The 23,166-nt window shown below is 66.5% G+C and carries 17 protein-coding genes; 7 read left to right on the top strand and 10 right to left on the bottom strand.

Annotated features, from left to right (window positions below; all coding sequences use genetic code 11):
• Positions 1-34: 34 nt before the first annotated feature.
• Positions 35-784 carry an anti-sigma factor gene (locus W930_RS30645; RefSeq protein ID WP_023874447.1) on the bottom strand — a complete coding sequence of 250 codons (750 nt, stop codon included), beginning with the start codon at positions 782-784 and terminating at the stop codon, positions 35-37.
• Positions 771-1,058 carry a hypothetical protein gene (locus tag W930_RS0106660; RefSeq protein WP_038617659.1) on the bottom strand — a complete coding sequence of 96 codons (288 nt, stop codon included), beginning with the start codon at positions 1,056-1,058 and terminating at the stop codon, positions 771-773. Before W930_RS0106660 ends, W930_RS30645 begins: the two co-directional genes overlap by 14 nt.
• Positions 1,059-1,321: 263 nt before the next feature.
• On the opposite strand from W930_RS0106660, the gene W930_RS26430 reads away from it, so the two are divergent.
• Both W930_RS26430 and W930_RS0106675 read left to right on the top strand, forming a co-directional pair.
• Entirely contained in the window at positions 1,322-2,020 is a 699-nt protein-coding gene (locus W930_RS26430; RefSeq protein ID WP_023874449.1) for a phosphatase PAP2 family protein, read from the top strand.
• 254 nt (positions 2,021-2,274) lie between these two features.
• Positions 2,275-4,197 (top strand): alpha/beta fold hydrolase, encoded by a 1,923-nt coding sequence (locus W930_RS0106675; protein ID WP_028730870.1) that lies wholly within the window; start codon positions 2,275-2,277, stop codon positions 4,195-4,197.
• Here W930_RS0106675 and W930_RS0106680 read toward each other — a convergent pair.
• Together W930_RS0106680 and phbB are read right to left on the bottom strand one after the other, a co-directional pair.
• Positions 4,179-4,769 (bottom strand): phasin family protein, encoded by a 591-nt coding sequence (locus W930_RS0106680; RefSeq protein ID WP_023595839.1) that lies wholly within the window; start codon positions 4,767-4,769, stop codon positions 4,179-4,181. The two genes, W930_RS0106675 and W930_RS0106680, sit on opposite strands and share 19 nt — an antisense overlap.
• A gap of 63 nt (positions 4,770-4,832) precedes the next feature.
• Entirely contained in the window at positions 4,833-5,576 is a 744-nt protein-coding gene (gene phbB / locus W930_RS0106685; RefSeq protein ID WP_023874451.1) for an acetoacetyl-CoA reductase, read from the bottom strand.
• A 454-nt stretch (positions 5,577-6,030) separates the two neighbouring features.
• On the opposite strand from phbB, the gene W930_RS0106690 reads away from it, so the two are divergent.
• From W930_RS0106690 to W930_RS26445, 4 genes are read left to right on the top strand one after another with little or no spacing between them, the layout of a single operon-like run.
• Positions 6,031-7,206, top strand: coding sequence for an efflux RND transporter periplasmic adaptor subunit (locus W930_RS0106690; protein WP_023595837.1), 1,176 nt, complete (start codon positions 6,031-6,033; stop codon positions 7,204-7,206).
• 59 nt (positions 7,207-7,265) lie between these two features.
• Positions 7,266-10,385 (top strand): efflux RND transporter permease subunit, encoded by a 3,120-nt coding sequence (locus W930_RS26435; protein WP_051399366.1) that lies wholly within the window; start codon positions 7,266-7,268, stop codon positions 10,383-10,385.
• The gene (locus W930_RS26440) at positions 10,382-11,935 is read left to right on the top strand and encodes an efflux transporter outer membrane subunit (RefSeq protein ID WP_023595835.1); all 1,554 of its coding nucleotides are present in this window, start codon (positions 10,382-10,384) and stop codon (positions 11,933-11,935) included. The genes W930_RS26435 and W930_RS26440 overlap by 4 nt, the downstream gene beginning before the upstream one ends.
• Positions 11,932-12,633, top strand: a complete 702-nt coding sequence (locus W930_RS26445; protein WP_023595834.1) for a TetR/AcrR family transcriptional regulator — start codon at positions 11,932-11,934, stop codon at positions 12,631-12,633. Before W930_RS26440 ends, W930_RS26445 begins: the two co-directional genes overlap by 4 nt.
• A gap of 101 nt (positions 12,634-12,734) precedes the next feature.
• On the opposite strand, the gene W930_RS26450 is transcribed toward W930_RS26445, so the two are convergent.
• The gene (locus W930_RS26450) at positions 12,735-13,991 is read right to left on the bottom strand and encodes an MFS transporter (protein WP_023874456.1); all 1,257 of its coding nucleotides are present in this window, start codon (positions 13,989-13,991) and stop codon (positions 12,735-12,737) included.
• A 280-nt stretch (positions 13,992-14,271) separates the two neighbouring features.
• Here W930_RS26450 and W930_RS0106715 point away from each other — a divergent pair, with 280 nt between their 5' ends.
• The gene (locus W930_RS0106715) at positions 14,272-15,537 is read left to right on the top strand and encodes an NAD(P)/FAD-dependent oxidoreductase (protein ID WP_023874457.1); all 1,266 of its coding nucleotides are present in this window, start codon (positions 14,272-14,274) and stop codon (positions 15,535-15,537) included.
• A 105-nt stretch (positions 15,538-15,642) separates the two neighbouring features.
• Here the strand turns inward: W930_RS0106715 and W930_RS29075 are convergent, their stop codons facing one another.
• The 5 genes from W930_RS29075 to W930_RS0106740 form a co-directional block, all read right to left on the bottom strand.
• Entirely contained in the window at positions 15,643-16,581 is a 939-nt protein-coding gene (locus tag W930_RS29075; RefSeq protein WP_023595831.1) for a universal stress protein, read from the bottom strand.
• A 276-nt stretch (positions 16,582-16,857) separates the two neighbouring features.
• Complete coding sequence (locus W930_RS0106725; protein WP_023595830.1) at positions 16,858-17,853, bottom strand: aldo/keto reductase; 996 nt, start codon at positions 17,851-17,853, stop codon at positions 16,858-16,860.
• A gap of 148 nt (positions 17,854-18,001) precedes the next feature.
• A complete protein-coding gene (gene bcsG, locus W930_RS0106730) occupies positions 18,002-19,636 on the bottom strand; it encodes a cellulose biosynthesis protein BcsG (protein WP_023874459.1) in 1,635 nt (544 codons plus the stop codon).
• A 12-nt stretch (positions 19,637-19,648) separates the two neighbouring features.
• Positions 19,649-22,306 carry a UDP-forming cellulose synthase catalytic subunit gene (gene bcsA / locus W930_RS0106735; RefSeq protein ID WP_024788485.1) on the bottom strand — a complete coding sequence of 886 codons (2,658 nt, stop codon included), beginning with the start codon at positions 22,304-22,306 and terminating at the stop codon, positions 19,649-19,651.
• Positions 22,303-23,085, bottom strand: a complete 783-nt coding sequence (locus W930_RS0106740; protein ID WP_023874461.1) for a cellulose synthase operon protein YhjQ/BcsQ — start codon at positions 23,083-23,085, stop codon at positions 22,303-22,305. The genes bcsA and W930_RS0106740 overlap by 4 nt, the downstream gene beginning before the upstream one ends.
• Positions 23,086-23,166 lie beyond the last annotated feature (81 nt).

The following is a 23,166-nucleotide window of genomic DNA, read 5'->3' on the forward strand; positions in this document are numbered from 1 at the left end:
CACTCCAGGGGGCACGAACCATGACGCAACGATATCAGGTCGCCGCCTGCAACGCCTCCACGAAGACCCGCAGGTGCGAGGCCTCGGCGTCGGTGATCGCCCAGTAGGTCATGCCGCCGCGCCGCCAGCGGGCGATCGCGTAACCGTCGGCGCCGGTCATCATCGGTGCGGCAGCCGCCTTGTCGCGCGCCGGAAACACATACACGTCGATCGGATGCTTGTCCGTACGATAGACGAGCACGGCAACCGTGCGGCCGCCGACATAGTCGATACGCCCCCCTGCGAGCGGGAAGCCGTTCGCCGACAGGTCGACCACCGCAGGCGCGTAATCGATGCGGCCGTTGAACCACGGCTTGACGGTGTGTCGATCCGTCGAGATCACATCGATGGGATGCTGCGACAGCAGCGCGCGCACGTGGCTCGCCACGATTTCCTGCGGTTGCAGGCCCTGGGTCGCCGCCACGTCCGGCGCGGGTTCGGGCTGCGTCGGCGGACGACCCACGAGCAGCGCCATCGTCACGGCCAGTCCCCCCAGGATCGCGCCGCCCGCGCCCCCGAACAGCCACGGCGCCAGGCTCGGCCCCCATGCCGCTTCGGCCGGCCTGACAGGCGCGCCGGGCGTTGAACGCGACGGCGCCGGTTTCTGTCCGGACGCCTCGCCGTCGCCCGGTGCATCGCTTTCCCCCACCCCCGGGACGGCACGCCGCATGCGTCCGCCGTCCTCAGGTAAGCCGCCCGGCACTTCTGGCGCCTTCGTCACGTCCGCATCATCAGGCCGGTTCATCACGTCCTCCCCCATGGGTGCCGTCGAGCGGCAAACGCGCAAGGCGTGTGACCTGCGCCGAAGGTGTCACCGGTGCGCCCGGTGTCGCCGCAGCCAAGGACGCACGCGTGCGGCGGGCGTCCGGCGCCGCGAGCGCTTCGCGCACCAGTTCGCGCTCGTCCCGGCGCACGGCCAATCGCTCCGGATCGCCGGGCGAGGCGTCGTCCCATCCCGGCAAGCGCAGTGCCCGGAGTGGGCCGGTCTGACGTTGGCAACGCCACGTCATTGCTTGCATTGAATCACATTCGCCGAGGCTGCCGTTTTATTCCCGGAAGATGTGCCACCGTGCGCGCCAGGCAATCCCACCGGCGGATCGACCGCGCATCTTCACGCCGCCACGACGAACTGACGCCCGCGCACTGGCGAACGAAAGACCTCGACCGATGTCGGACGCTCTGAGCTGCGTGCCGTGCGTTCGTGGCGTCCCCCTCGAACGCACGTGCGCGTAAGATAATGCGTTTGCCCGGCTTTCCCCGCCGGGCCGATTTTTCGGTAGTCATGTCAAGCGCCTGGATTTCCATTACCAATTTCGGCGGTGCGGCCGTGACGGTCCCCGCCGCCGCCGCTCTCACGCTCTGGCTGCTCTTCGCCCGCGCCTGGCGCATGGCGCTGGCATGGGGCATGCTCTTCGGCGCCGCCGCCCTCGTCGTCGCCATCTCCAAGATCGTGTTCCTCGGCTGGGGCCTTGGCCTGCGCGAGCTGGACTTCACCGGGGTGAGCGGGCACACGATGCTCGCCGCCACGGTCTACCCGGTCATCGCGTGGCTGCTGCTGCGTCGCGTCGCGTGGCCCTGGCGCACGCTCGGCACGCTCGCGGCCATGGCGGGAAGCGTGGCCGTCGGTGTGTCACGTGTGGCCCTCTCGGCGCATTCGATTTCGGAGTCCGTGGCGGGATGCGCCGTGGGTTTCACCGTGGGTGCGGCCTTCGCGTGGTTCACCCGACACGACGACGCCCCCAACCTGAAGACACTGCCGATGGCCGCCAGCCTGTTCGTGCTCGTCATGTGGCTGCACGGCGAACGGGTGCCCACGCAGCGGTGGATCACGCATATCGCGCTGACCCTGTCGGGCCGCGAGCAGCCTTTTCGCCGCATCAGCTGGCATGCACGCAAGCCACAGCCGCGCCCGGCGCCGCTGTCGCCCGCCGCCGGGACTCCGGTGGTTTCCCCTGGCTTGCCGTCGGCCCCCGCCCGATAAGTCCTCGTCACGACCGCGCAACTTGTCGCAGATCACGGAAGTCTCGCGGGGTCTGCGTTATATTCGTCGCATTCGTGGCATGTTTCGAAACGCGCGAACCGGTTCGACGGCGATCCGCGAGGCGCCGGGCCACGCGGCAGACAAAGCCTGATACCTCATTGACGCGGCGACCGGAAGCTCGCGGCATCCCCTCTTCTCGTTGTCGCAACCGGCAGGCGCTCGCATGCCTGCGGCAGATCGAAACGGAGTCCGCCATGCCAGACCGCAGCAAAATGTCACCGTCGGCGCCGTCGGAAGTTCGGCAACCCGAACCGCCGCCGGCGTCCAAGGCGGCATCGCGCTCGCGCGGAACGCGGCTCACGGGATCGCACACGCGGCGCGCAACGCCTGCCGGCACGGCCCCTGCCCATGCGAGTGCCGCCCACACGAAGGAACCGCACGCGCCCGAGAAGGCGCCGACCTCGGCGGCATCGACGTTTGCCGACCATCTCGATCGCGCGGCCATGGCCACCACGGCGCGATTTACCGGCAACGTCTCTCCAGCGGCCGTCGCGCTCGCATGGGCCGATTGGGCGATGCACGCAATGACCGCGCCCGGCCATCAGCTCGACGTTTTCAGGGCATTCACCCACCTGGACCAGTCCGCCGCCCCATCGAAGGCCACGGGCGGTCCGCCACCGGCCGACCGGCGCTTTCGCGATCCCGCCTGGGATGCGTTGCCGTTCTCCTGGTGGAGAGACCGCTTTCTGCGTGCGCAATACTTCGTCGACGAGATGACCGGCGATATTCCGGGGGTGGATCCGCACCATCGCGACGTGGTGCGCTTCATGGCGCGCCAATGGCTCGACGTTTTCGCGCCGAGCAACCAGTGGTTCCTGAACCCTGAAGTGCTTGCCGCGATTCGTGCGTCGCACGGGCAGAACCTCGTCGACGGTGCGCAACGCTGGTGGTCCGACCTCCAGGACATGGCGGCCGGCCACGCGCCCGGCGCCGGACCCAAGGCCTGCGAAGCGTTTCGCGTCGGGCATGAGATCGCCGCCACGCCAGGCAAGGTCGTGTATCGCAACGCCTGCTTCGAGTTGATTCAGTACGCCCCGATGCAGCCGCGAACCTGGCGCGAACCGGTACTGATCGTGCCGTCCTGGCTGCTGAAGTACTACATCCTGGACCTGGAGGCACAGCATTCGCTGGTGCGCTTTCTTGTGGAACAGGGGCTCACCGTCTTCATGATCTCCTGGCACAATCCGGGCCCCCAGGCGCGGGACCGGGGTCTCGAGGACTATCTCGACACCGGCCTGCTCACTGCCCTGCGCGAGGTTCGGCGTCTGACGGGAGAAGTGCCGGTGCACGCCTGCGGATACTGCCTCGGCGGCACGCTCCTCGCCATTGCCGCGGCCGCCCTCGCCCGGCGGCGCGGGCGCGGCGACCTGGATGCCAGGGCCCTCGCCAGCGTGACGCTGCTTGCCGCGCAAACCGACTTCAGCGAACCCGGCGAACTGGGCCTGTTCATCGACGCCAGTCAGGTTGCCTACCTGGAAGCGATGATGTGGCGCCAGGGGTTCATCAGCGGCGAGCAACTTGCCGGGACCTTCCAGTTGCTCAATTCGCGCGACCTGATCTGGTCACGGCTCATGCGTGACTATTTGCTCGGCAAGCCCGCGCAAACGACTGACTTCACTGTGTGGAATGCCGATACGACACGCATTCCCGCGCGTCTGCACAGTCAGTGTCTGAGAGAGTTGTATCTGAATAATGCGCTGGCCTCCGGCGCGCTCAAACTCGGCGCGCAACCGGTCGCACTCGCGGACATTCGCACGCCGATGTTCGTGGTGGCTACCGAGCGCGACCACATCTCACCGTGGCGATCGGTCTACAAGCTGCATCTGCTCTACCACGGCGACCTCACATTCGCGCTGGTCTCGGGTGGCCACAACGTGGGCGTGGTGTGTCCGCCGGGACACCCGAGCAGCCACTATCGGGTGGCGACGCGCACGGCGGGGTCGACCTATCGGGATCCGGACGCATGGTTCGACGCCACGTCCGCCATGCCGAGCTCGTGGTGGCCCGCCTGGCAGGCGTGGCTGCTCGCACGGGGCGGCGGCGAGTCCGTCGCCGCGCCCTGGCCACCGGAAAACCCGCTGGGCGACGCGCCCGGCGATTACGTGCTGGAGCGATGAGCCTGCGCGCCGCCGCGCTTGGGCGCCACACGGCCGTTGAGCGGCGATGACTGCGACACGGCCGCTTCCGTCGCCTGCGCGGCTTCGCTCGACATCCGACGCCAGGCATCCATGGTGCCTTGCGTGGCGTCGTTGAACGCCTGGAACCACTTCTGCAACGGTGCTTCAGCCGCCCGGGCCGCGTCGCCGGCCGCCACGCCCGCCCCCATCATGTCCGGCACCGCCATGGCACCCGCCATCCCATGCTGGAGCTCCTCGCCCGTCTTGCGGCAATGCTCCGCCCACAGCATCTGATTGTTCGCCACCACCGCGAGCCACTCGCGCCAGAACTCGTTCTGTTGCGCGAGTTGGCCATTGATCAACTGCAACTGCGCGGTGAACAATGCATTGAAGTCCTTCGCCCCGCCGAGCGACCGCGCCGCCTCGGCATGGGTCTTGAGCAATTCCGTATCGCGCGCGGCCTGCAACTGGTGCATGCGCTGCGCGGCCTCCAGCATGATGCCGTAGGCGCCCAGCGCACTCGCCGTGCCAAGCTTGACCATTGCCAGCGCAGGATTCGTTTCCTTTGACATCTTGAATCTCCTAAGTCAGTAGTGAGCCGTGGTGAGCAGTAATGAGCCATGCCGCGCGACGCGCTACTCCATGTGCATGCCGCCGTTGATGGCGAGGTTGCTTCCGGTGATGAAAGCGGCGTCGTCAGATACGAGGAATGCGACGAGCGCGGCCACCTCGTCGGGCCGTCCGAGGCGACCGACCGGAATTTGCGGAAGAATGCGCGATTCGAGCACTTCCTTTGGCACCGCTGTGACCATCTTCGTCGCGAGGTACCCCGGCGAGATGGTGTTGACGGTGACCCCCGATTTGGCGACTTCCAGGGCGAGGGATTTGGTGAATCCGTGCATGCCCGCCTTCGACGCCGCATAGTTCGCCTGCCCGAAAGCGCCGCGACTGCCGTTGACCGACGCGACGTTGATGATGCGTCCCCAACCACGCGCCACCATGCCCCCGAAGAGCGGGCGGGTCATGTTGAAAACGCTGTCCAGATTCGTGCGCAATACCGACTGCCAGTCCTCGGCCGTCATCTTGCGCATCGTGGCGTCGCGCGTGATCCCCGCATTGTTGATGAGAATGTCCACCGGCCCCGTGTCGGATTCCACCGCCCTCGCGCAGGCCTCGCATGACGCGAAGTCGGCAACGTCGACACGATAGGCAGCGAATTCACGACCGGTCTCGCGCATGCGCTCGACCCAGCCTTCGCAATCGTGATTCGTGGGGGAACAGGTCACTGCAACGCGGTATCCGGCATCGGCAAGACGCAGGCTGATGGCCTCGCCCAGCCCACCCATGCCGCCAGTCACCAAAGCGATTCGTGTTGTCATGGCTATTGGTCCCTCGTCCTGACGTCGGTCGTTAAACTTCGGATACCTCCAGCATAGTCGCGAACCTCCGGCTTGCTCCCGCATTCGACACCCTGGCATGACCTTCGCTTGACTTTGGTCAAGCCTCACGCGCCAGGACGGCGCCCGGCATGGCACGTGCTGCCGCAATTGCGTCACATTGCCGATCGCAAGCCATGGAACACTGACGCGGCCCCGGCCAATGACACGTGCGCTCGAAGCGCCTGCGCGGGCGTACCGCTCACAGGCATCGTACTCCAAAATAATTCGGCGATCGGGCTTTGCCCGGCGCTTCGAAACAAACCAATGACGCCCCCCTGTCGATAGTCACAGGCCGACGTGAAATGTCGATGACGCCCCATTGCGGGGCATGGGCAATCCATATATCATCGCCCGTAGATTTAATTTCTCACCCCCTGTGAGTCACGAGCGCATGATGCCCTTCCTGTCCGATATCGCACCACGCCGCCGCCGGCTCACGCTGGCGCTCGCCTCCACGGCGCTGGCCGCGGCCGCCCTGGCGGCCTGCTCACGCAAAGCGCCGCCCGAGCCGCCGCCGCGCCCGGTTGTCGCGGTTGCCGCGACGCTGGCGGCGCAAACGCCCATCGCGTCGTTGCCCGCACAGATCGAGGCGCGCTATTCCACGCCATTGTCGTTCCGTGTCGCGGGCAAGATCATCGATCGCTCGGTGCGCCTGGGCGACGCGGTCAAAACCGGTCAGGTCGTGGCCCGGCTCGATCCGGCCGACCTGTCGAAGAATGCCGCCAGCGCTCGCGCACAGCTCGACGCCGCCCAGCATCAGCTAGACTACGCCACGCAAACGGTCACCCGCGACCGCGCGCAGGCGCGTGAAAACCTGATCGCCCCGGCGCAACTCGAGCAATCGGAGAACGCCTATGCAAGCGCGCTCGCGCAACGCAATCAGGCCAGCCAGCAGGCTGCGCTGGCGAGCGACCAGTTGCGCTATGGCAACCTCACGGCCGTTCGCGACGGCGTGATCACCGCGGAACAGGCCGACACCGGACAGAATGTCAGCGCCGGCCAACCGGTATATCAATTGGCCTGGACGGGCGACGTCGACGTGATCGTCGATGTGCCCGAAGTGGCGCTCGGCGCCTTCCGGGTGGGCCAGACGGCAAGCGTCACGCTGCCCGCCGTGCCGGGCAAGACGTGGCAGGCGCGCGTGCGCGAGATCGCGCCGGCGGCCGATCCGCAAAGCCGGACCTACCGCGCCAAGCTATCACTGCTCTCGCCGGGTCCCGACGTGAAGCTCGGCATGACGGCCAACGTCGCCTTCGCGCAGCCGTTCACCTCGCCGACGTCAACGGCGAGCGCCGCCGGCGACGCGCAGGCACCGTCGCTTCAGCCCATCACGCTGCCCTCGACCGCACTCTTCCACGACGGCAATCAGCCGGCGGTATGGGTGGTCAAGCCGGATGACACGCTCGTGCTGCGCCGCGTGCGCATCGCGCGCTATGGCGAGCGCACGATCACGGTCGCAAGCGGCATCACGCCGGGCGAGCGCATTGTCTGGCAGGGCGTTCATACGGTGACGGCGGGTGAGAAGGTCCGCGTCATCGCGCCGCTTCACCCCGAGGACTTCGCGTCATGAGCACGCAGGACGGGAAGCCGCCCGTGCCCCAGACGACACCCCAGTCCCCTGTGGAGCCGATCGATTACCGTCACGAGGAGGGACGTTTCAACCTCTCCGCGTGGGCGCTGCGCCATCGCGCGCTGGTCGTCTTCCTGATCGCGATGGCCACGATCTTCGGCATCCTCGCGTACTCGCGACTTGCGCAATCCGAAGACCCGCCGTTCACCTTCCGCGTGATGGTGATCCGCACGTTCTGGCCCGGTGCCACCGCGAAGCAGGTTCAGGAGCAGGTCACCGACCGGCTCGCGCGCAAGCTGCAGGAGATGCCCGCAATCGACTTCCAGCGCAGCTATTCGCGTCCCGGCGAGTCGTTGCTGTTCTTCGCGATGAAGGACTCGGCGCCCGCGAGCGAAGTGGCGCAAGAGTGGTATCAGGTGCGCAAGAAGGTCGGCGACATCGCGTACACGTTGCCGCCCGGCGTGCAGGGCCCGTTCTTCAACGACGAGTTCGGCGACGTCTACACGCACATCTTCACGCTCGAAGGCGACGGCTTCGGCCCGGCCCAGCTGCGCGATTACGCCGATTCGCTGCGCACGGTGCTGCTGCGTGTGCCGGGCGTGGCCAAGGTGGACTACTTCGGCGATCAGGACCAGCGCATCTACGTCGAGATCAGCAACACGCAGCTCACGCGTCTTGGCATCTCGCCGAACCAGATCGCGCAGGCGGTCAACGCTCAGAACGCAGTGTCGCCCGCCGGCACCATCGAAGCCCCCAACGACCGCCTGGTGGTGCGTCCGAGCGGTCAGTTCCGCAACGTGCAGGAACTCGCCGACACGCTCATCCGGGTGAACGATCGCACGTTCCGCCTGGGCGACATTGCCACGATCAAGCGCGGCTACGTCGATCCGCCGGTCTCGGAGATGCGTTTCGGCGGCAAACCCGTGCTCGGCATCGGCATCACCATGCAGACCGGGCAGGATGTCGTGCATCTCGGCAAGGCGCTGGCAAGCACGATGGGGTCACTGCGCGCGCAACTGCCCGCCGGCCTGAAACTGACGGAAGTGGCCAGCATGTCGGAGTCGGTGTCGCATTCGGTCGACGACTTCCTCGAAGCCGTGGCCGAAGCCGTCGCCATCGTGCTGATCGTCAGTCTCGTGTCGCTGGGATTCCGCACCGGCATGGTGGTGGTGATTTCGATTCCGGTCGTGCTCGCCGTCACGTCGCTGTTCATGTACATCTTCGACATCGGCCTTCACAAGGTCTCGCTCGGCACGTTGATCCTGGCGCTCGGCCTGCTCGTCGACGACGCGATCATCGCCGTCGAAATGATGGCCGTGAAGCTCGCCCAGGGCTGGGACCGCAAACGCGCGGCCGCCTTCGCCTACACGAGCACGGCCTTCCCGATGCTCACCGGCACGCTGGTGACCGTCTCGGGCTTCCTGCCCATCGCGCTGGCCAAGTCGAGCACCGGCGAGTACACCCGCTCGATCTTCGAGGTCTCGGCCATCGCCCTGCTCGCCTCGTGGCTCGCCGCCGTGGTCCTCATACCGCTGCTGGGCTACAAGCTGCTGCCCGAGCGTCCACGCGAAGCCCATCATGGCGACGATCACGAGCACGAAGTCTACGACACGAAGTTCTATAACCGGCTGCGTGGCTGGCTCACCTGGTGCATCGAGCGCAAGCTCGTCGTGCTCGTCATCACGGTCGTGTTGTTCCTCATCGCCATGGCAGGCTTCTCGCTCATCCCGCAGCAATTCTTCCCGAGCTCGGACCGCCCGGAACTGATGGTCGACTTGCGGCTGCAGGAAGGGGCGTCGTACCAGGCGACCCTGCGCGAGACGCAGCGCGTGGAAAAGCTCCTCGAGGGCCGCAAGGAAATCGATCACACGGTGAGCTTCGTGGGTACCGGCGCGCCCCGCTTCTATCTACCGCTCGACCAGCAACTGCCCACGCCGAACTTTGCCCAGTTGGTGATCACCGCCAAGTCGGTTGAGGATCGCGAGGCGCTCGCCCAATGGCTCGAGCCGAAGCTGCGCGACGCCCTGCCCGGTGTGCGCACCCGTTTGTCGCGACTCGAGAACGGACCGCCCGTCGGCTTCCCGGTGCAATTCCGCGTGAGCGGCGACGACATCGGCACCGTGCGCAAGATCTCGGAGCAAGTCGCCGACGTCATGCGGGCCAACGGCGACACCGTGGACGTGCAGTTCGACTGGGACGAGCCTTCGCAGCGCTCAGTGCGGTTCGAAGTCGATCAGCAAAAGGCACGTGCGCTCGGCGTGAGTTCGACCGACATCGCGAACTTCATCGCCATGACGCTCACCGGCTACGACATCAGCCAGTACCGCGAGCGCGACAAACTGATCTCGATCACGTTGCGCGCGCCGAAGGCCGAACGCGTCGATCCGGCAAAACTCGCCACGCTGGCTATGCCCACACCCAACGGTCCCGTACCGCTCGCCACACTGGGTCACGTGGTCGACGACCTCGAATACGGCGTGATCTGGGAGCGCGACCGCCAGCCCACGATCACCGTGCGCTCGGACGTCCGCCCGGGCAAGCAGGGCATCGACGTGACCGACGCGGTCGACAAGAAGCTTGCCGACATTCGCAAGGCGCTGCCGGTCGGTTATCGCATCGAGATCGGCGGTTCGGTGGAGGAGTCGGCCAAGGGCCAATCGTCGATCAATGCGCAAATGCCGATCATGATCATCGCCGTGCTCACGCTGCTGATGATCCAGTTGCAGAGTTTCGCACGCACCATGCTGGTGGTGCTCACCGCGCCGCTGGGCATGATCGGCGTGGTCGCCACCCTGCTGCTGTTCGGCAAGCCGTTCGGCTTCGTCGCCATGCTCGGCGTGATCGCCATGTTCGGCATCATCATGCGCAACTCGGTGATCCTGGTCGATCAGATTGAACAGGACGTGGCCGCGGGTCACCCGCGCTTCGACGCCATCGTCAGCGCCACGGTGCGGCGCTTCCGCCCGATCACGCTCACCGCGGCCGCGGCCGTGCTGGCGTTGATCCCGCTGCTGCGCAGCAACTTTTTCGGTCCGATGGCGACCGCGCTGATGGGCGGCATCACCAGCGCAACCATCCTGACCGTGTTCTTCCTGCCTGCGCTGTACGCCACGGCATTCCGCGTGCGCCACGACGAACGCGCCTCGCACGCCGACACCTCGCAAGGAGGCCGCTCATGATCCCGCGTCGTACCCTGCGCTGGTGCGCCCCGCTCGTTCCCGCGCTGCCACTGTGGCTGGGGGCCTGCTCGTTCACGCCCGGCGACACACCGCCCGCCATGCCCTCGCCCGCCCACTATGGCGCGAGCGCGCCGCCCGAGCGCACGGTCAGCGCACAGGGCGCGTCGCAGCAGTTCGACGTCGGCGCGGCACCCGTCGACGCCTGGTGGCATGCCTATCGCTCCGACAAGCTCGACGCGCTCGTGGACGAAGGGTTGCGCAACAGCCCGAACCTCGCGTCGACCGAGCGCGCATTGCAGGCCGCGCGCGAACAGCTCAAAGCACAAGTGGGGTCGTCGCTCTTCCCCGAGGTGGACATCGGCGGCCAGGCCGCGCGCGAGCGCAATCTCGGCATTCCCACATTCGGGCCGCCGACCGCGCTGTACAACATGTTCGTGGGACAGATCCAGGCGCGCTACACGTTCGACTTCTTCGGTGCATCGCGCTTCGCCAATGCGTCGCTCGCCGCGCGGGTCGATCAGCAGGCGTTCCAGTTGGCCTCGGCACGCCAGGCGCTCGCGGCGAACATCGTCTCCGGCGCCATCGGCGCGTCCGTTCTCGGCGCGCAGGTCAAGGCGACCGAGCGCCTCGTCGCGCTCGCACAGGCCGACGCCACCGACATGGCGCGACGCGAAGCGCTCGGCGCGGTCTCCCGCTCGGACGCCCTGGCGTCGGCCCAGAACGCCGAGTCGCTGGCTGCGTCGCTGCCGGGCCTCAGTGCGCAGTGGCAATCCACGCGTCACGCCCTGGCCGTATTGCTCGGGCGCACGCCCGATCAGGCGCCGGACGATCTCGCACTGGGTGAGCTGAAGGTGCCGGAGCGCGTACCCGTCGTGGTCCCGTCGACACTGCTGAAATCGCGCCCGGATATCCAGGCCGCGGAAATGGCGCTCAAGGCGGCGTCGGCCGAAGTCGGCGTGGCGACGGCGCAGATGTTCCCAAGCCTCTCGCTCACGGCGTCGATGGGCAAGGGCGGCTTCAACTGGCCGACCGTCCTCTCGGGCGCCGGGTCGCTCTGGAGCATTGCCGCGTCGATCTCGCAGCCGATCTTCCACGGCGGTGCCCTGCTTGCCCAGCGGCGTGCCGCGATGGCGACATACGAAGCGTCCGTCGACCAATACAAGCAGACCGTGCTCACGGCGTTCCGGAACGTGGCGGACACCCTCGCCTCGCTCGAGGCCGACAATACCGCCCTGCTGCACGCGGACAACGCGAGTGCGGCGGCCGAACAGATCTATCGCGATACGGCGGCGCGGGTGCGTCTGGGGGCGCTGCCGGTGTCGGCGGCGCGCGGGCGCGAGCAGCAGTACTGGAACGCCTATTTGACGACAGTGCGTGCAACCGGCGCACGTTTGTCGGATACTGCGCTACTGTTTTACGCGATGGGGGTGCCACCCGAGCCCGCCGCCGACACGACCGGCCAGGGCGCTTCCGGAAGCGGGAACCCGGCGCCGCAGACGCAGCGCCGGGTGCAGCCCGCGCCCGCATCGCAAGATGTCGCCACACGATGACTGCCACACCGACCACCCGGGGCCGACGCCCCAAACACCTGCCCGATGGCCGTGCCGCGCTGCTCGGCGCGGCCATCCATGCCTTTTCGCAACATGGTTACGATGGCGCCAATCTGCGCGGCATCGCCCGTGCGGCCAAGGTCGACGCCAGCCTGGTTCGCGTGCACTTCGGTTCCAAGGAGCAGTTGTGGCGCGCCTGCGTCGACACGCTCGAAGCCGCGCTGGCCGAACCCGCCGAACGCTTGCGCGCGCTGTCGCTGGATACGTCGCGGCCCGTGACCGATCGGCTCAAGGAAGCCATCGAGATCATTGCCGCGCACGCGGTACGGCATCCCGAGCACAAGCAATTCATTGCGCAACACGCCTCGGAGACCGGCGAACGCGGCGCGATCCTGCACGGTCACCTGGTCATGCCGGTGTACGACCGCATGGCGCCGCTGATCGAGCAAGGCATGGCCGCCGGCGTGGTCCGCGCCGAGCACCCCGCCATGTACTTCTGCCTGCTGGTGCACGCGCTGCATCCGCCACCCGGCTCACCGGTGCTCATGCAATTGATCGCCCCGCAGGTCGGCGGCGACGCGTTCGCGCCCGCCCTCATCCATCAAGTCGAGATGCTGTTCTTCGCACCGCCTGCGACACCACCTTGCGGGGTGCTGCTCGGCAACCTGCGAGACCACTCGGACAGCAAAAAGGGCTGACACCCGTCAACCCTTTCAACCCTTTCAGCCCTTTCAGAGCTCTTCCGCACCCCGGGTACGCATCAAAACCGGCGGCGCGCCCGGCCCGGATCGCGGCCTCGCTATCTCGTGGCCGTCGCTCCCGGTGGCAGCCCGGCGGCGCCGGTGTTTTCCTCGCCGGTGTGCAGCACCACGCCGCGACGTTCGCGACCGAAGCAGATCATCACCGCGATCACCACGGCCACCGTTCCGGCAACGAGCGCCATGGCCAGGCCGAAGTTGCCGCCATGCGCCTTCGCGATGCTCGCCTGCAGATTGCCGTTCACCGAGGCAAGCAGATTTCCCAACTGGTACACCAGCCCCGGGAACGTGGCGCGAATCTCGTCGGGCGAGAGTTCGTTGAGGTGAGCGGGTATCACGCCCCACGCACCCTGCACCGAGATCTGCATGAGGAACGCGCCAATCGCCAGCATCACCGCACCGCTGGAAAACGCCCACAGCGGCAGCACCGGCAACGCGATGAGCGCGGCAATGATGATGGCGCGCCGACGGCCGATCCGCTCCGAAATCGCCCCGAAGAACAGGCCGCCGATGATCGCGCCAATGTTGTAGGTGATGGCGATCCAACTCACCGTGTGCGGATCGAACTTGTGCTGCACCTGAAGGAACGTCGGGTAGAGATCCTGCGTACCGTGCGAAAAGAAGTTGAATGCCGTCATCAGCACGATCGCGTAGAGCGCGAGCTTCCAGTCGCGCGTGAGCACCTGCACGAAGTTGGCGCGCGGCGCCGCGCTGCGCGCCTTTCCTTTCGCCCACGCGGGCGACTCCGGAACGTGCCGGCGGATGTAGAACACCAGCAATGCCGGCAACACGCCGACAAAGAACATTCCGCGCCAGCCGATGCTCTCGTAGAAAAGGCCGTACACGATCGAAGCCAGCAGATAGCCACTCGGATAGCCCGCCTGCAGCAAGCCGGACACGATGCCACGCGAATGCGTCGGCACACTCTCCATCGTGAGCGCCGCGCCAACGCCCCACTCTCCCCCCATCGCAATACCGAACAGGGCCCGCAGGATCAGCAGTACCGTAAGACTGGGCGCGAAGCCAGAGGCCAGTTCGAGCACGGCATAGAGCAGCACGCTGGCCATCATCGCCGGTCGTCTCCCGAACCTGTCGCCCAACCGACCGAAGATGAAGGCGCCAACGGGACGCATCGCCAACGTGAGCAACAGCGCGAACGCCACACTGCCCAGCTCGGTGTTGAACTCCTTCGCGATGTCCTTGAGCACGAACACCATCAGGAAGAAATCGAACGCGTCGAGCGTCCACCCAAGATAGCTTGCCGTTACCACATGCTTCTGTTCTTTTGTCCAGGACATGGTGTCTCCTTCATCGGCGGCAGTATTGCGCGACGAATTCACTCTACTCCTGAATCCGCATGGGAATGCAAGACGGGCCGCAAACCCGCATGAACACTGGAACGACACCTTTGCGACGAAGGTTTTATCTGTCATAACACGCGGACTCGGCCTGGCGCGGCGGAATGATCGCGGGTATCGAATGCCTCCGGGGCATCGCGCGCAAATGCTGTCTTGGCGGTATCCGGGACGCCACCGATGCGCCGATGCATTACACTGGCGGCCGAATTCTTCAGCTCTCATGTCCATGTCCGAAGCCATTTCCACCACCGTCATTCTCGGCGCCGGCCAGGCTGGCGGCGAAACCGCCCTCGCCCTGCGCCAACTCGGCTACTCTGGCCGCATCGTCCTTGCGGGCAGCGAAACGCATCTGCCGTATCGCCGCCCGCCGCTCTCGAAGGCGTTTCTGGCCGGTCAGGCCGACGAAGCCAGTTTGCTGATTCGTCCGGCAGAAGCCTGGGAGAAGGCCGAGATCGATGTGCGGCTGGGCGTGACGGCCACCGCCATCGACCGCGCCGCACGCACCGTGACGTTCGATGACGGCGAGACACTCGGCTATGACCATCTGGTGCTCGCGCTTGGCGGGCGGGTCCGTGCGCTGCCGCTGCCGGGCGCTCAGGCGCCGAATGTCCATTACCTGCGCAACATCGCCGACGCGCAGCGCCTGCGCGAGGCGCTCACGCCCGGCAAGCGCGTCGTGGTGGTCGGCGGCGGCTATATCGGTCTGGAAGTGGCGGCCAGCGCCGTCAAGGCCGGTACGTCGGTGACCGTCCTGGAGGCTGCCCCGCGTCTGCTCGCCCGTGTGGCGGAAGCCGACCTCGCCGGTTTCTTCGCCACGCTGCACCGCGACAACGGCGTGGACGTGCAAACCGGTGTCGGCGTCACCGCGCTGGAGCAGGATGCATCGGGCAACGTCGTGGCGGTTGTCGCCGGCGAGAAGCGCCTGCCGGCGGACGTGGTCGTCGTAGGCATCGGCCTGATCCCCAACACCGAGCTGGCGCAGGCCGCCGGTTTGCAGGTCGACAACGGCATCGTCGTCGACGAATTCGCCCGCACGAGCGACCCGGCGATTCTCGCCGTGGGCGACTGCGCGCATCACGCGCACCCGGCCCTGGGCCGCCGCATTCGACTGGAGTCAGTGCCCAGCGCCAGCGAAATGGCCAAGGTGGCCGCGAGCGTGGTCCATGGCGAAACGCCGAAGGCCGTTGCCACCGAACCGTGGTTCTGGTCCGATCAATTCAATGCGAAGTTGCAGATGGTCGGCATGACCGAGGGTCACGATGCCGTCGTCGAGCGCCGTTTGCCGGATGCACAGGGCGCGGCGGTGTTCATGCTGTTCTATCTGCGCGCCGGCGCCATGGTTGCAGCGGCAAGCATCAACCGTGCGCAGGAGTTTCTGGCCGCTCGCGAACTGGTCGGCCGTCGCGCGGTCATCGACCCCGCTCGTCTGGCCGATGCCGCGACGCCGCTCAAGACGCTGCTCGCCGAACTCGGCCCGACCGCCTGAAGCGCGTTGCTTTGCCCTGACGCCGCGACGCGCTCAGACGTTGCGGCACGGGGCTGAAGCCCCCGGACCGCCGGGACCGCCGGCCCGCCCTGCATGCCAGTCATGTCAGACATGACTCGCGTGGGCGGGCAACAACAACACCGGCCGACCCGCGTTGCGGGCGGTTTCCTCCGCCACGCTGCCCAGCGCGAAGCGCCGGAAACCGCGCCGTCCATGCGTGCCCAGCACGATCAGATCGACGTCGGCATCCTTGCCCGAGGCGACGATCTGATCGGCCACCCCTTCGCCAACCGGCTGAATCTCCCGCATTTCCACCTCGCCCGGCACGCCCGCTTCATGCATCCGTTGTCGCGCCCAGTTGCGCACCTGGTCGCCGACCGCGCGTACCGCATGGAGCAACGGCTCCGGGTCGAAGCCGGCGATGAACGGGCCCGGTAGATCGAGCACGTGCACCACGCGCAGCAATGCGCCATGGGTGCGCGCGAGCGACAGCGCATAGTCGAAAGCGCGGCGCGACGTCTCACTGTCGTCCAGCGCGACGAGGATCTGTTCATAGTGCCCGCCGGCGCGCAGTGGCGCATGCGGACGCGCCTCGCCGGCAACGAGCATCACCGGCACTTCGGCGCTGCGCAGGATCTGTTCGGCCACGCTGCCCAGCATGGCACGCCGCACACCGCTGCGGCCGTGCGTGCCAACGACGATGATGTCGGCGCCACACTCGATGGCTTCGCGCCTGATGGCTTCGGGCACTGTCTCGCCCGTCGTTCGCAGATCGATCAGGTGCGCCTGCGCGTCGTCGAATCCCTCTTCGCGCAGGTACAGCACGGCCCGGGCGAGATGCTCCTCGCCCTCGCGCTGCATGTCCCGGCGCACCTGTTCCAGATCGATGAGTTTGCCGAAGGCCGACGTGAGCAGCGTCACGGGATCTTCGACGGTATGAATGACGCGAATCACGTCGCCCTTGCGGGCAAAGGCGGCGGCCTCGCGCAACGCCCGGCGCGACGACTCGCTACCGTCGGTGGCCAGCAGGATGCGTTTTGTCATGGAAGGCCTCGCGTGGAAAGTGACGAAAAATCGCACGCACCCGAGGGTTTCGACTGGCAAACCGGCCGCGCGATGCTTCCACTATACCGCCCGATGACCGACCTGCGCCAGCGTGGCGCGAGCCAGCGCCGGCGCGGATCGGAAAACAGCGAACCGTGTCTCCGCACGACGGCCGCTCACGGCCCGACATCGTGCTTCATCGTGCTTCATCGGGCTGCATCGCGCGCCATGGCGCGTGATGCAGCCCGATGGCACGCGATGGCACGTCATCTCGCTTTAGCGCGCTGCGTCGCCCCAGCGATACGCGTGCGAGGCGTCATCGAGCTTCGCTTTGAGCGCCGGGTCGAGGGCGTAATCGATGGTGCCGAGCGTCTCGCTCAACTGGTCGACGCGACTCGCACCGATGATGGCCGAGGTGACGACCGGATTGGCCAGCACCCAGGCGAGCGACAGTCGCGTGAGCGACTCGCCGGCGTCTTTCGCGATGCCCTTGAGCGCTTCGATGGTCTCGAACTCGCGCTCATGCCAGTAGCGCTGCTGGTACATCGCGCCGGCCTTGCCGACCGTTGCGGTGAAACGGCCCTCGTTGGGCGCGGCGTCGTGACGATACTTGCCCGTGAGCAGCCCACCGGCGAGCGGATTGTAGGGAATCACGGCAAGACCTTCCTCGCTTGCGAGCGGCAGCAGTTCGCGTTCAATCTGGCGGAACAGCAGGTTGTAGCGCGGTTGCACCGAAACGAAACGCGTCGCGCGCAGCACGTCGGCGCGGCCCAACGCCCGGGCGAGACGATACGCCAGATAGTTCGACACGCCGATGTAGCGCGCCTTGCCCGACTTCACGATGGTGTCGAGGGCTTCGAGCGTCTCGTCGATGGGGGTTTCCGTGTCGTCGGAGTGCAGTTGATACAGATCGACGTAATCCGTTCCCAGACGGGCCAGCGAGGCGTCGATCGCGTCGAGCAGGTGCTTGCGCGATGCCCCCTTGTCCCACGGCGACGGCCCCATCTGGCCGCAGGCTTTCGTGGCCACGATGAACTTGTCGCGCCGCCCCTTGAGCCAGCGGCCGACGATCTCCTCGGTACGGCCTGCCAGCGACGTGTCGGCGCCGAGCGGGTAAACGTCGGCGACGTCGATAAAGTTCACGCCCGCGTCGGTAGCGCGATCGAGGATGGCGTGGCTTGCCGCCTCTTCGGTCTGGAGACCGAACGTCATGGTCCCCAGGCACAGGCGGGAAACGGTCAGGCCGGTGCGGCCGAATTTCGTGTATTGCACGGTAACTCCCGGAAGGTTCGGTTCTGGCGATGGTACTGCGCGGTACCGTCCGCGCGCACGCGCCCGGGCGAGCACGCTCGGGCAAGACGCACAGTATGCGCGATTCCGGGCAAACCGGTGTGCGAGCGGTTCAAGGACCGCTTGAGCGCTACTCGACGGATTTCAGATCGAGCCAGACGCCATCCACGCCGCGAATCATGATCTTGCCGCCGTACTTCATGACGGTTGTCTGTTCGTTTTCCGACACGAAGGCTGTCTGTGGCAAATCGTTGGCGTAAGGCGCCAGGTCGGGCGCGCCCGCGAAGGGGTTGTTCGCGACGAGATGCGAGACAAGCGTCATGAGCGCCAGATAACTCGTGGGCGTGGAGATCGCGATCGGCCTGCCATGCGAGGCCGTCGCGCCGGCGCCGAAGCCCACCAGCTTGACCGCCACCGGCACATGGGTGATTTCGGGCAGCGGAATCTCGCGCATGCCGGAAATCTGCAGCTTGCTGCCGCGCAGTGCCGCCCCATGTTCGGGCACGAACACGACGATCGCCTTGCGCCCCGACTTCTCGATGGTGTCGATGAACTGGCCAAAGTCGTCGAACATGGCCTTTGCGCGAATCGGGTAACTCTGCACGCTCGAGAGCTTCGAGCCTTCGAGACGATTGCCGTCGTGCAGCGAGATCGTGTTGTAGTAGAGCGCCACGCGCTTGTCCGGCATCGCGGTGCGTTGTTTCCACCACGCTTGCAGCACGTCGCCGTCGGAGCGGATCGGGGTTTCGTCGAAGGCGCGCATGGACACGCGGGTGTGCGTGTTGTCGAACGGTGCGACGCCCGGCACATTGAAGTTTTGCTGCACCTCCTGCATGAAATTGTCGAAGTGCCCGTCGTGGTTCATGGCGAGCGAGGGCGTGAAGCCGAGATTCTTCAAATCGCTCATGACATAGCATTGCGGGCCTGCCGGGTCGTACAGCGCCTTGTGCGTCGGTTGACCGCAGCCGGCGCGCAATACGCGGATGGCCGCCGGTCCGCTGTAGCTCGCCGCCGAGTTGAAGTTCTTGAAGATGAAATCGAAGCGCGAGAGCAGCGGCTGGTTTTCCAGATTGTCGACGTCCAGATCGTCCTGCGCGAGCGAGCAGATGTGCAGGAAGATGATGTCGTAGTCGGGCCCCGCGCCCGCCTGGGCCGGCAACGAGACCGAGCGGGTGAGCTCACGTGCATAGAAGCTGCTGAGCGCCGCGTTCGGCGTGGGGCCCGGAGGCACCTCGCCGTCGCCGACAACGAACTCGCCCGTCGTCGCCGCGGCGCCGTTCGCGTCCGCGGCCGGGCCGGTCGCCACCGCCGCGGTATCGCCCTGCGCGGCCACCACCGGCGGAACCGACACGAGCGAGCTCACGCGCAGCATGCCGGGCACGATCAGCAGCGCGAGCAGCACGAACGTCGTCACTCGCACCCAACGATTCACGATCCAGTAGACAAGCAGCAGGATGGCCAGCAGCAGCCAGTCACGCGCGGAAACGAAGCGCCCGAGCAACTCGACGATGTAGGAGAAGCGGAACTGCAGCAGCGCGGGCAGCTGTTCGATGAAGCGGCCGAACGGCGGCAGGTTCGAGTCGTAGTAAAGCAATGCCGCGCCCACCGGAATGGCAATGACCTGCCGGGTGATGCGCGCCCAGCGTGGCCGCAGGCGAATCGCGAGCAACAGCGCGAAGACGAGGTTCGGCAGCACATGGAAGCCGATGATGCCCGCCCACAGCAGCAACAGCTTGAGAATGAAATAGAGGTTCCAGATACCCATCGTGGGATTTCCTCACGTATGACGTGCGCCGCGCAGACGATTCTGCCAGCGAGTCACCAGTTTGCTCAGCAAATAGTTCGCCAGCACCTGATAGCCCCGCAGGCCCATCGCCAGCATTTCGAAAAGCGCCTTGATCGGCTCGTCGCGCGTGCGCTCCGCGTCCCAGTCGCGCCACGCGTCGGCACGCCCGAAGGTGAATTGCACCAAATGCTTGTCCTGCTCCGGCGTGAGAGGCAAGAAGGCAAGGAACAGGTCATGTCCTCGCGCGCCGACCACGCTTACCGGAAAGCCGTATTCGGTTTCGCCGCGCGTGAGCGCCACCTGCGCCTCGGTACCGGCCGTCAAGTTCAGCGCTACCGGCAATTGCAGCGCCAGACCGCCGCCCGAGAAGTCTCGCGTGTGGCATGCCATCGCGCGGCCGTCGGGCAGATAGAGCGTGGCGGGCAGGCGCATCGTCACGCGGTGCGTGCGCCGTACCTGCCTGACTTCCGTTGCCACCGCGACAGCCGCTCCGAGCACCGCCAGGTTGAACGTCACCCACGCCAGATTGAACCCCAGGGCCCCGCCCTCGCCCGACGGTCCGTAGAAGTACCGGACGATGCCGGCGAGAAAGCCCAGCAAGTTGAAACCCAGCAGCACCAGATAGGGTTTCGAGATGCTCCAGTCGAAGAAGCTCTGCTCGATCAGCCCACCCTTGGCCGTCACGTTGAACTTGCCATAGCGCGGATTGATGAACGCGACCGTGGTCGGCAGCGCCACGTACCACGCCAGTACGGCCTCGTAGACATCCGACCAGAACGAATGACGGTATTTGCCCTGGATGCGCGAGTTCGCGATGTTCGCATGGGCGATGTGCGGCAGGACATAGGCGCAAATGCTCAGCGCCGCGGCCTGCACGATGTGCAGACCGAAGAACAGGTAGCAGATCGGGGCGAGCAGGAAAATAATACGCGGAATGCCATAGAAGAAATGCAGCATGCCGTTCGCGTAACAGATCCGCTGGCCGAACTTCAGGCCGCGCCCGAACAGCGGATTGTCCACGCGAAAGATCTGCGCCATGCCGCGGGCCCAACGAATGCGTTGCCCCACGTGCCCGGAGAGCGACTCGGTGGCCAGCCCCGCCGCCTGCACCACCTTCAGATACACGGTATTCCAGCCACGACGGTGCATCTTGAGCGCCGTATGGGCGTCCTCCGTCACGGTCTCCACGGCCACGCCACCGACTTCATCGAGTGCCGTGCGGCGCAGCACCGCGCAGGAGCCGCAGAAGAACGACGCGTTCCAGAAGTCGTTGCCGTCCTGCACCACGCCATAGAAAAGCCGCCCTTCGTTTGGCACCGCACCGCGCGTGGCGAGGTTGCGCTCGAAAGGATCGTCGGAAAAGAAATGGTGCGGGGTCTGCACGAGCGAACAACGTTCGTCCTTGAGAAACGCGCCCATCGTCGTTTGCAGGAAGGAGCGCACGGGGATGTGATCGCAATCGAAGATCGCGATGAACTCGCCCTGCGTCTGGCCAAGCGCGTGATTGATATTGCCCGCCTTGGCATGGCGATTGTCCGCTCGCGTGACGTAATGCACGCCGGCCTGCTCGGCGAACCGACGCATCTCGTCGCGACGCCCGTCGTCGAGCAGATAGATGTTGAGTTTCTCCGGCGGCCAGTCGATCCCGCATGCGGCATACACGGTCGGGCGCACCACATCGAGCCCCTCGTTGTAGGTCGGAATGTAGACGTCAACGCTTGGCCAGAGGCGCGTGTCCGGCGGCAGCGGCGTGATACGGCGATGCAACGGCCAGACGGTCTGGATGTAGCCGAACAGCAAGATCATCCATGTGTACATTTCGGCGGCAACAAGCGTGTAGCCGACGATGGCCTCGGGCAGCGTGTCAAACGCGAGCGACTGCGTCAGGCGCCACCACACGTAGCGAATCGTCGAGATCAGCGACAGGCCGATCAGCACCAGCACCGAGTACTGGCTGTCGAGACGGCGAAATACCAGTGCCAGCGCGAGTGTGCACAGCGAGAACAACAACTGCTCGAAGGGATCGAACGGCGTGGTCACGATCCAGAACACGCCCATCAGCCCAAACAGCGCAACGATCGTGGAGGTCAGGCGCCAGGCCATGACGCGCTCGAGTTGTTTGTCGAATCGGTGCGCGAGTTGTGCCGGCGTGTCGGGCGGAATGCCGAAGAGCGTCTGCACCACCCACAACCGCGCGCGTTCGTTGCAGGCGCGAAATGCGAGCCACGCGGAGTACGGCGGAAATGGCGGACGCCGGTCCGCGCGACGCCACAGCAGCGCCCGCACCATCTTCCAGAAGCCCGCGTCGACGGGCAGGTCGAGTCGCTGCGTGACGCGCTCGTTGATCCACGCGAAGGCACGCCCCGGGTAGTCGGGCCGTCCGCTGCGCGGGGGCTGGAACAGTGCGCGCAGCCACCAGTCGCGCCACTGGTCGAGTTGGCGCACGTCGAGCCGCATGGCCAGCCGCGCCACGACATGATCGCCCCGCCGCGTGATCCACAGGCGGTGTTCCGGCGCCCGCAGCGTCGCGGCGAGCAGCCATTGCACCACACCGGGCGGGCGACCGTCCGGTCGATGCGGCACGCACAGGCGACGCGCCGCGATTTCGCGCCCAAGCTTGTACACGGACGCCAGCGTGTCGCGGATCATGGTACCGCCCTCCCCGCCGAGCCCGGCGTGCCGGTCCCGTCGTCGGGCGTCGTGGCGCGCAGCACCCAGGCCGCGAGCTCAACGAAGTCGAGCGCGGCCTGCGAGCCGTGTCCGGCCTTCGCCAACGGTTCGCCGGCGGCGCCGGCAATACCGACGGCTTCATCGCGGTGAATGCGCAACGGCACGACGGCATCCCCACCGCGCCCCTGGATCAGATGCAGCAAGTCGTTGTTGAGCGGCGAGCTCGCTGCGGCCAGGTTCGGCACCATCTGCACACGTCCGGCGCATGCGGTCATCAGATCGGGTTGCGTGACGCAGCCGGTCGTGGTGACCGGCACGACCCCCAGCACCAGATCGGCGCTCGCTATCAATGCCTGTGTCATCGCGTCCGGAAGTCGCGGCGTGTCGATGAACACCCGGGCGCCATCGGGCAATCCCGCAGCGCCGAGTTGGCGACGCAGTCCGCCGGTGTCGTCGCGCAGCCACTGCGCCATGGCTGCGACGCTCGCGGCATTGCTGTGTCCGGCGGGCAGCAGCGCGACGCCTGGCGGAGTGTCGCGCACGATCGTGCGCCAACCATCGGGCGCGACACCCTCGGTCAGCACGCCCGCCTCGCAGGTTTCGCGCAAGCCGAGCAGCGCGGCAAGACTGTTCTGCGCATCGAGCTCGATCACGGCGGCCGGATGCGACGCATGAGCCAGTTGCGTGGCCAGGTGTGCGCACACCGTACTGCGGCCAGCCCCTCCCGCGCTCGAGACGACGGCGATGAGCGTCAGCATGCGACCTCCCAGTCGGTGGCACTGGCCGCCGGGCGCGGTGCACGCAAATCCGGCGCGTTGAAGGTGACATCGATGCAGTCG

The organism is Pandoraea sp. E26, assembly GCF_000681415.1.
Classification (GTDB): domain Bacteria; phylum Pseudomonadota; class Gammaproteobacteria; order Burkholderiales; family Burkholderiaceae; genus Pandoraea; species Pandoraea pnomenusa.

Bases quoted from the DNA above. Each gene is read 5' to 3' on its own strand.
- W930_RS30645 (WP_023874447.1), bottom strand. From the start codon at position 784: ATGAACCGGCCTGATGATGCGGACGTGACGAAGGCGCCAGAAGTGCCG.
- W930_RS0106660 (WP_038617659.1), bottom strand. From the start codon at position 1,058: ATGCAAGCAATGACGTGGCGTTGCCAACGTCAGACCGGCCCACTCCGG.
- W930_RS26430 (WP_023874449.1), top strand. From the start codon at position 1,322: ATGTCAAGCGCCTGGATTTCCATTACCAATTTCGGCGGTGCGGCCGTG.
- W930_RS0106675 (WP_028730870.1), top strand. From the start codon at position 2,275: ATGCCAGACCGCAGCAAAATGTCACCGTCGGCGCCGTCGGAAGTTCGG.
- W930_RS0106680 (WP_023595839.1), bottom strand. From the start codon at position 4,769: ATGTCAAAGGAAACGAATCCTGCGCTGGCAATGGTCAAGCTTGGCACG.
- phbB (WP_023874451.1), bottom strand. From the start codon at position 5,576: ATGACAACACGAATCGCTTTGGTGACTGGCGGCATGGGTGGGCTGGGC.
- W930_RS0106690 (WP_023595837.1), top strand. From the start codon at position 6,031: ATGCCCTTCCTGTCCGATATCGCACCACGCCGCCGCCGGCTCACGCTG.
- W930_RS26440 (WP_023595835.1), top strand. From the start codon at position 10,382: ATGATCCCGCGTCGTACCCTGCGCTGGTGCGCCCCGCTCGTTCCCGCG.
- W930_RS26445 (WP_023595834.1), top strand. From the start codon at position 11,932: ATGACTGCCACACCGACCACCCGGGGCCGACGCCCCAAACACCTGCCC.
- W930_RS26450 (WP_023874456.1), bottom strand. From the start codon at position 13,991: ATGTCCTGGACAAAAGAACAGAAGCATGTGGTAACGGCAAGCTATCTT.
- W930_RS0106715 (WP_023874457.1), top strand. From the start codon at position 14,272: ATGTCCATGTCCGAAGCCATTTCCACCACCGTCATTCTCGGCGCCGGC.
- W930_RS29075 (WP_023595831.1), bottom strand. From the start codon at position 16,581: ATGACAAAACGCATCCTGCTGGCCACCGACGGTAGCGAGTCGTCGCGC.
- bcsG (WP_023874459.1), bottom strand. From the start codon at position 19,636: ATGGGTATCTGGAACCTCTATTTCATTCTCAAGCTGTTGCTGCTGTGG.
- bcsA (WP_024788485.1), bottom strand. From the start codon at position 22,306: ATGATCCGCGACACGCTGGCGTCCGTGTACAAGCTTGGGCGCGAAATC.
- W930_RS0106740 (WP_023874461.1), bottom strand. From the start codon at position 23,085: ATGCTGACGCTCATCGCCGTCGTCTCGAGCGCGGGAGGGGCTGGCCGC.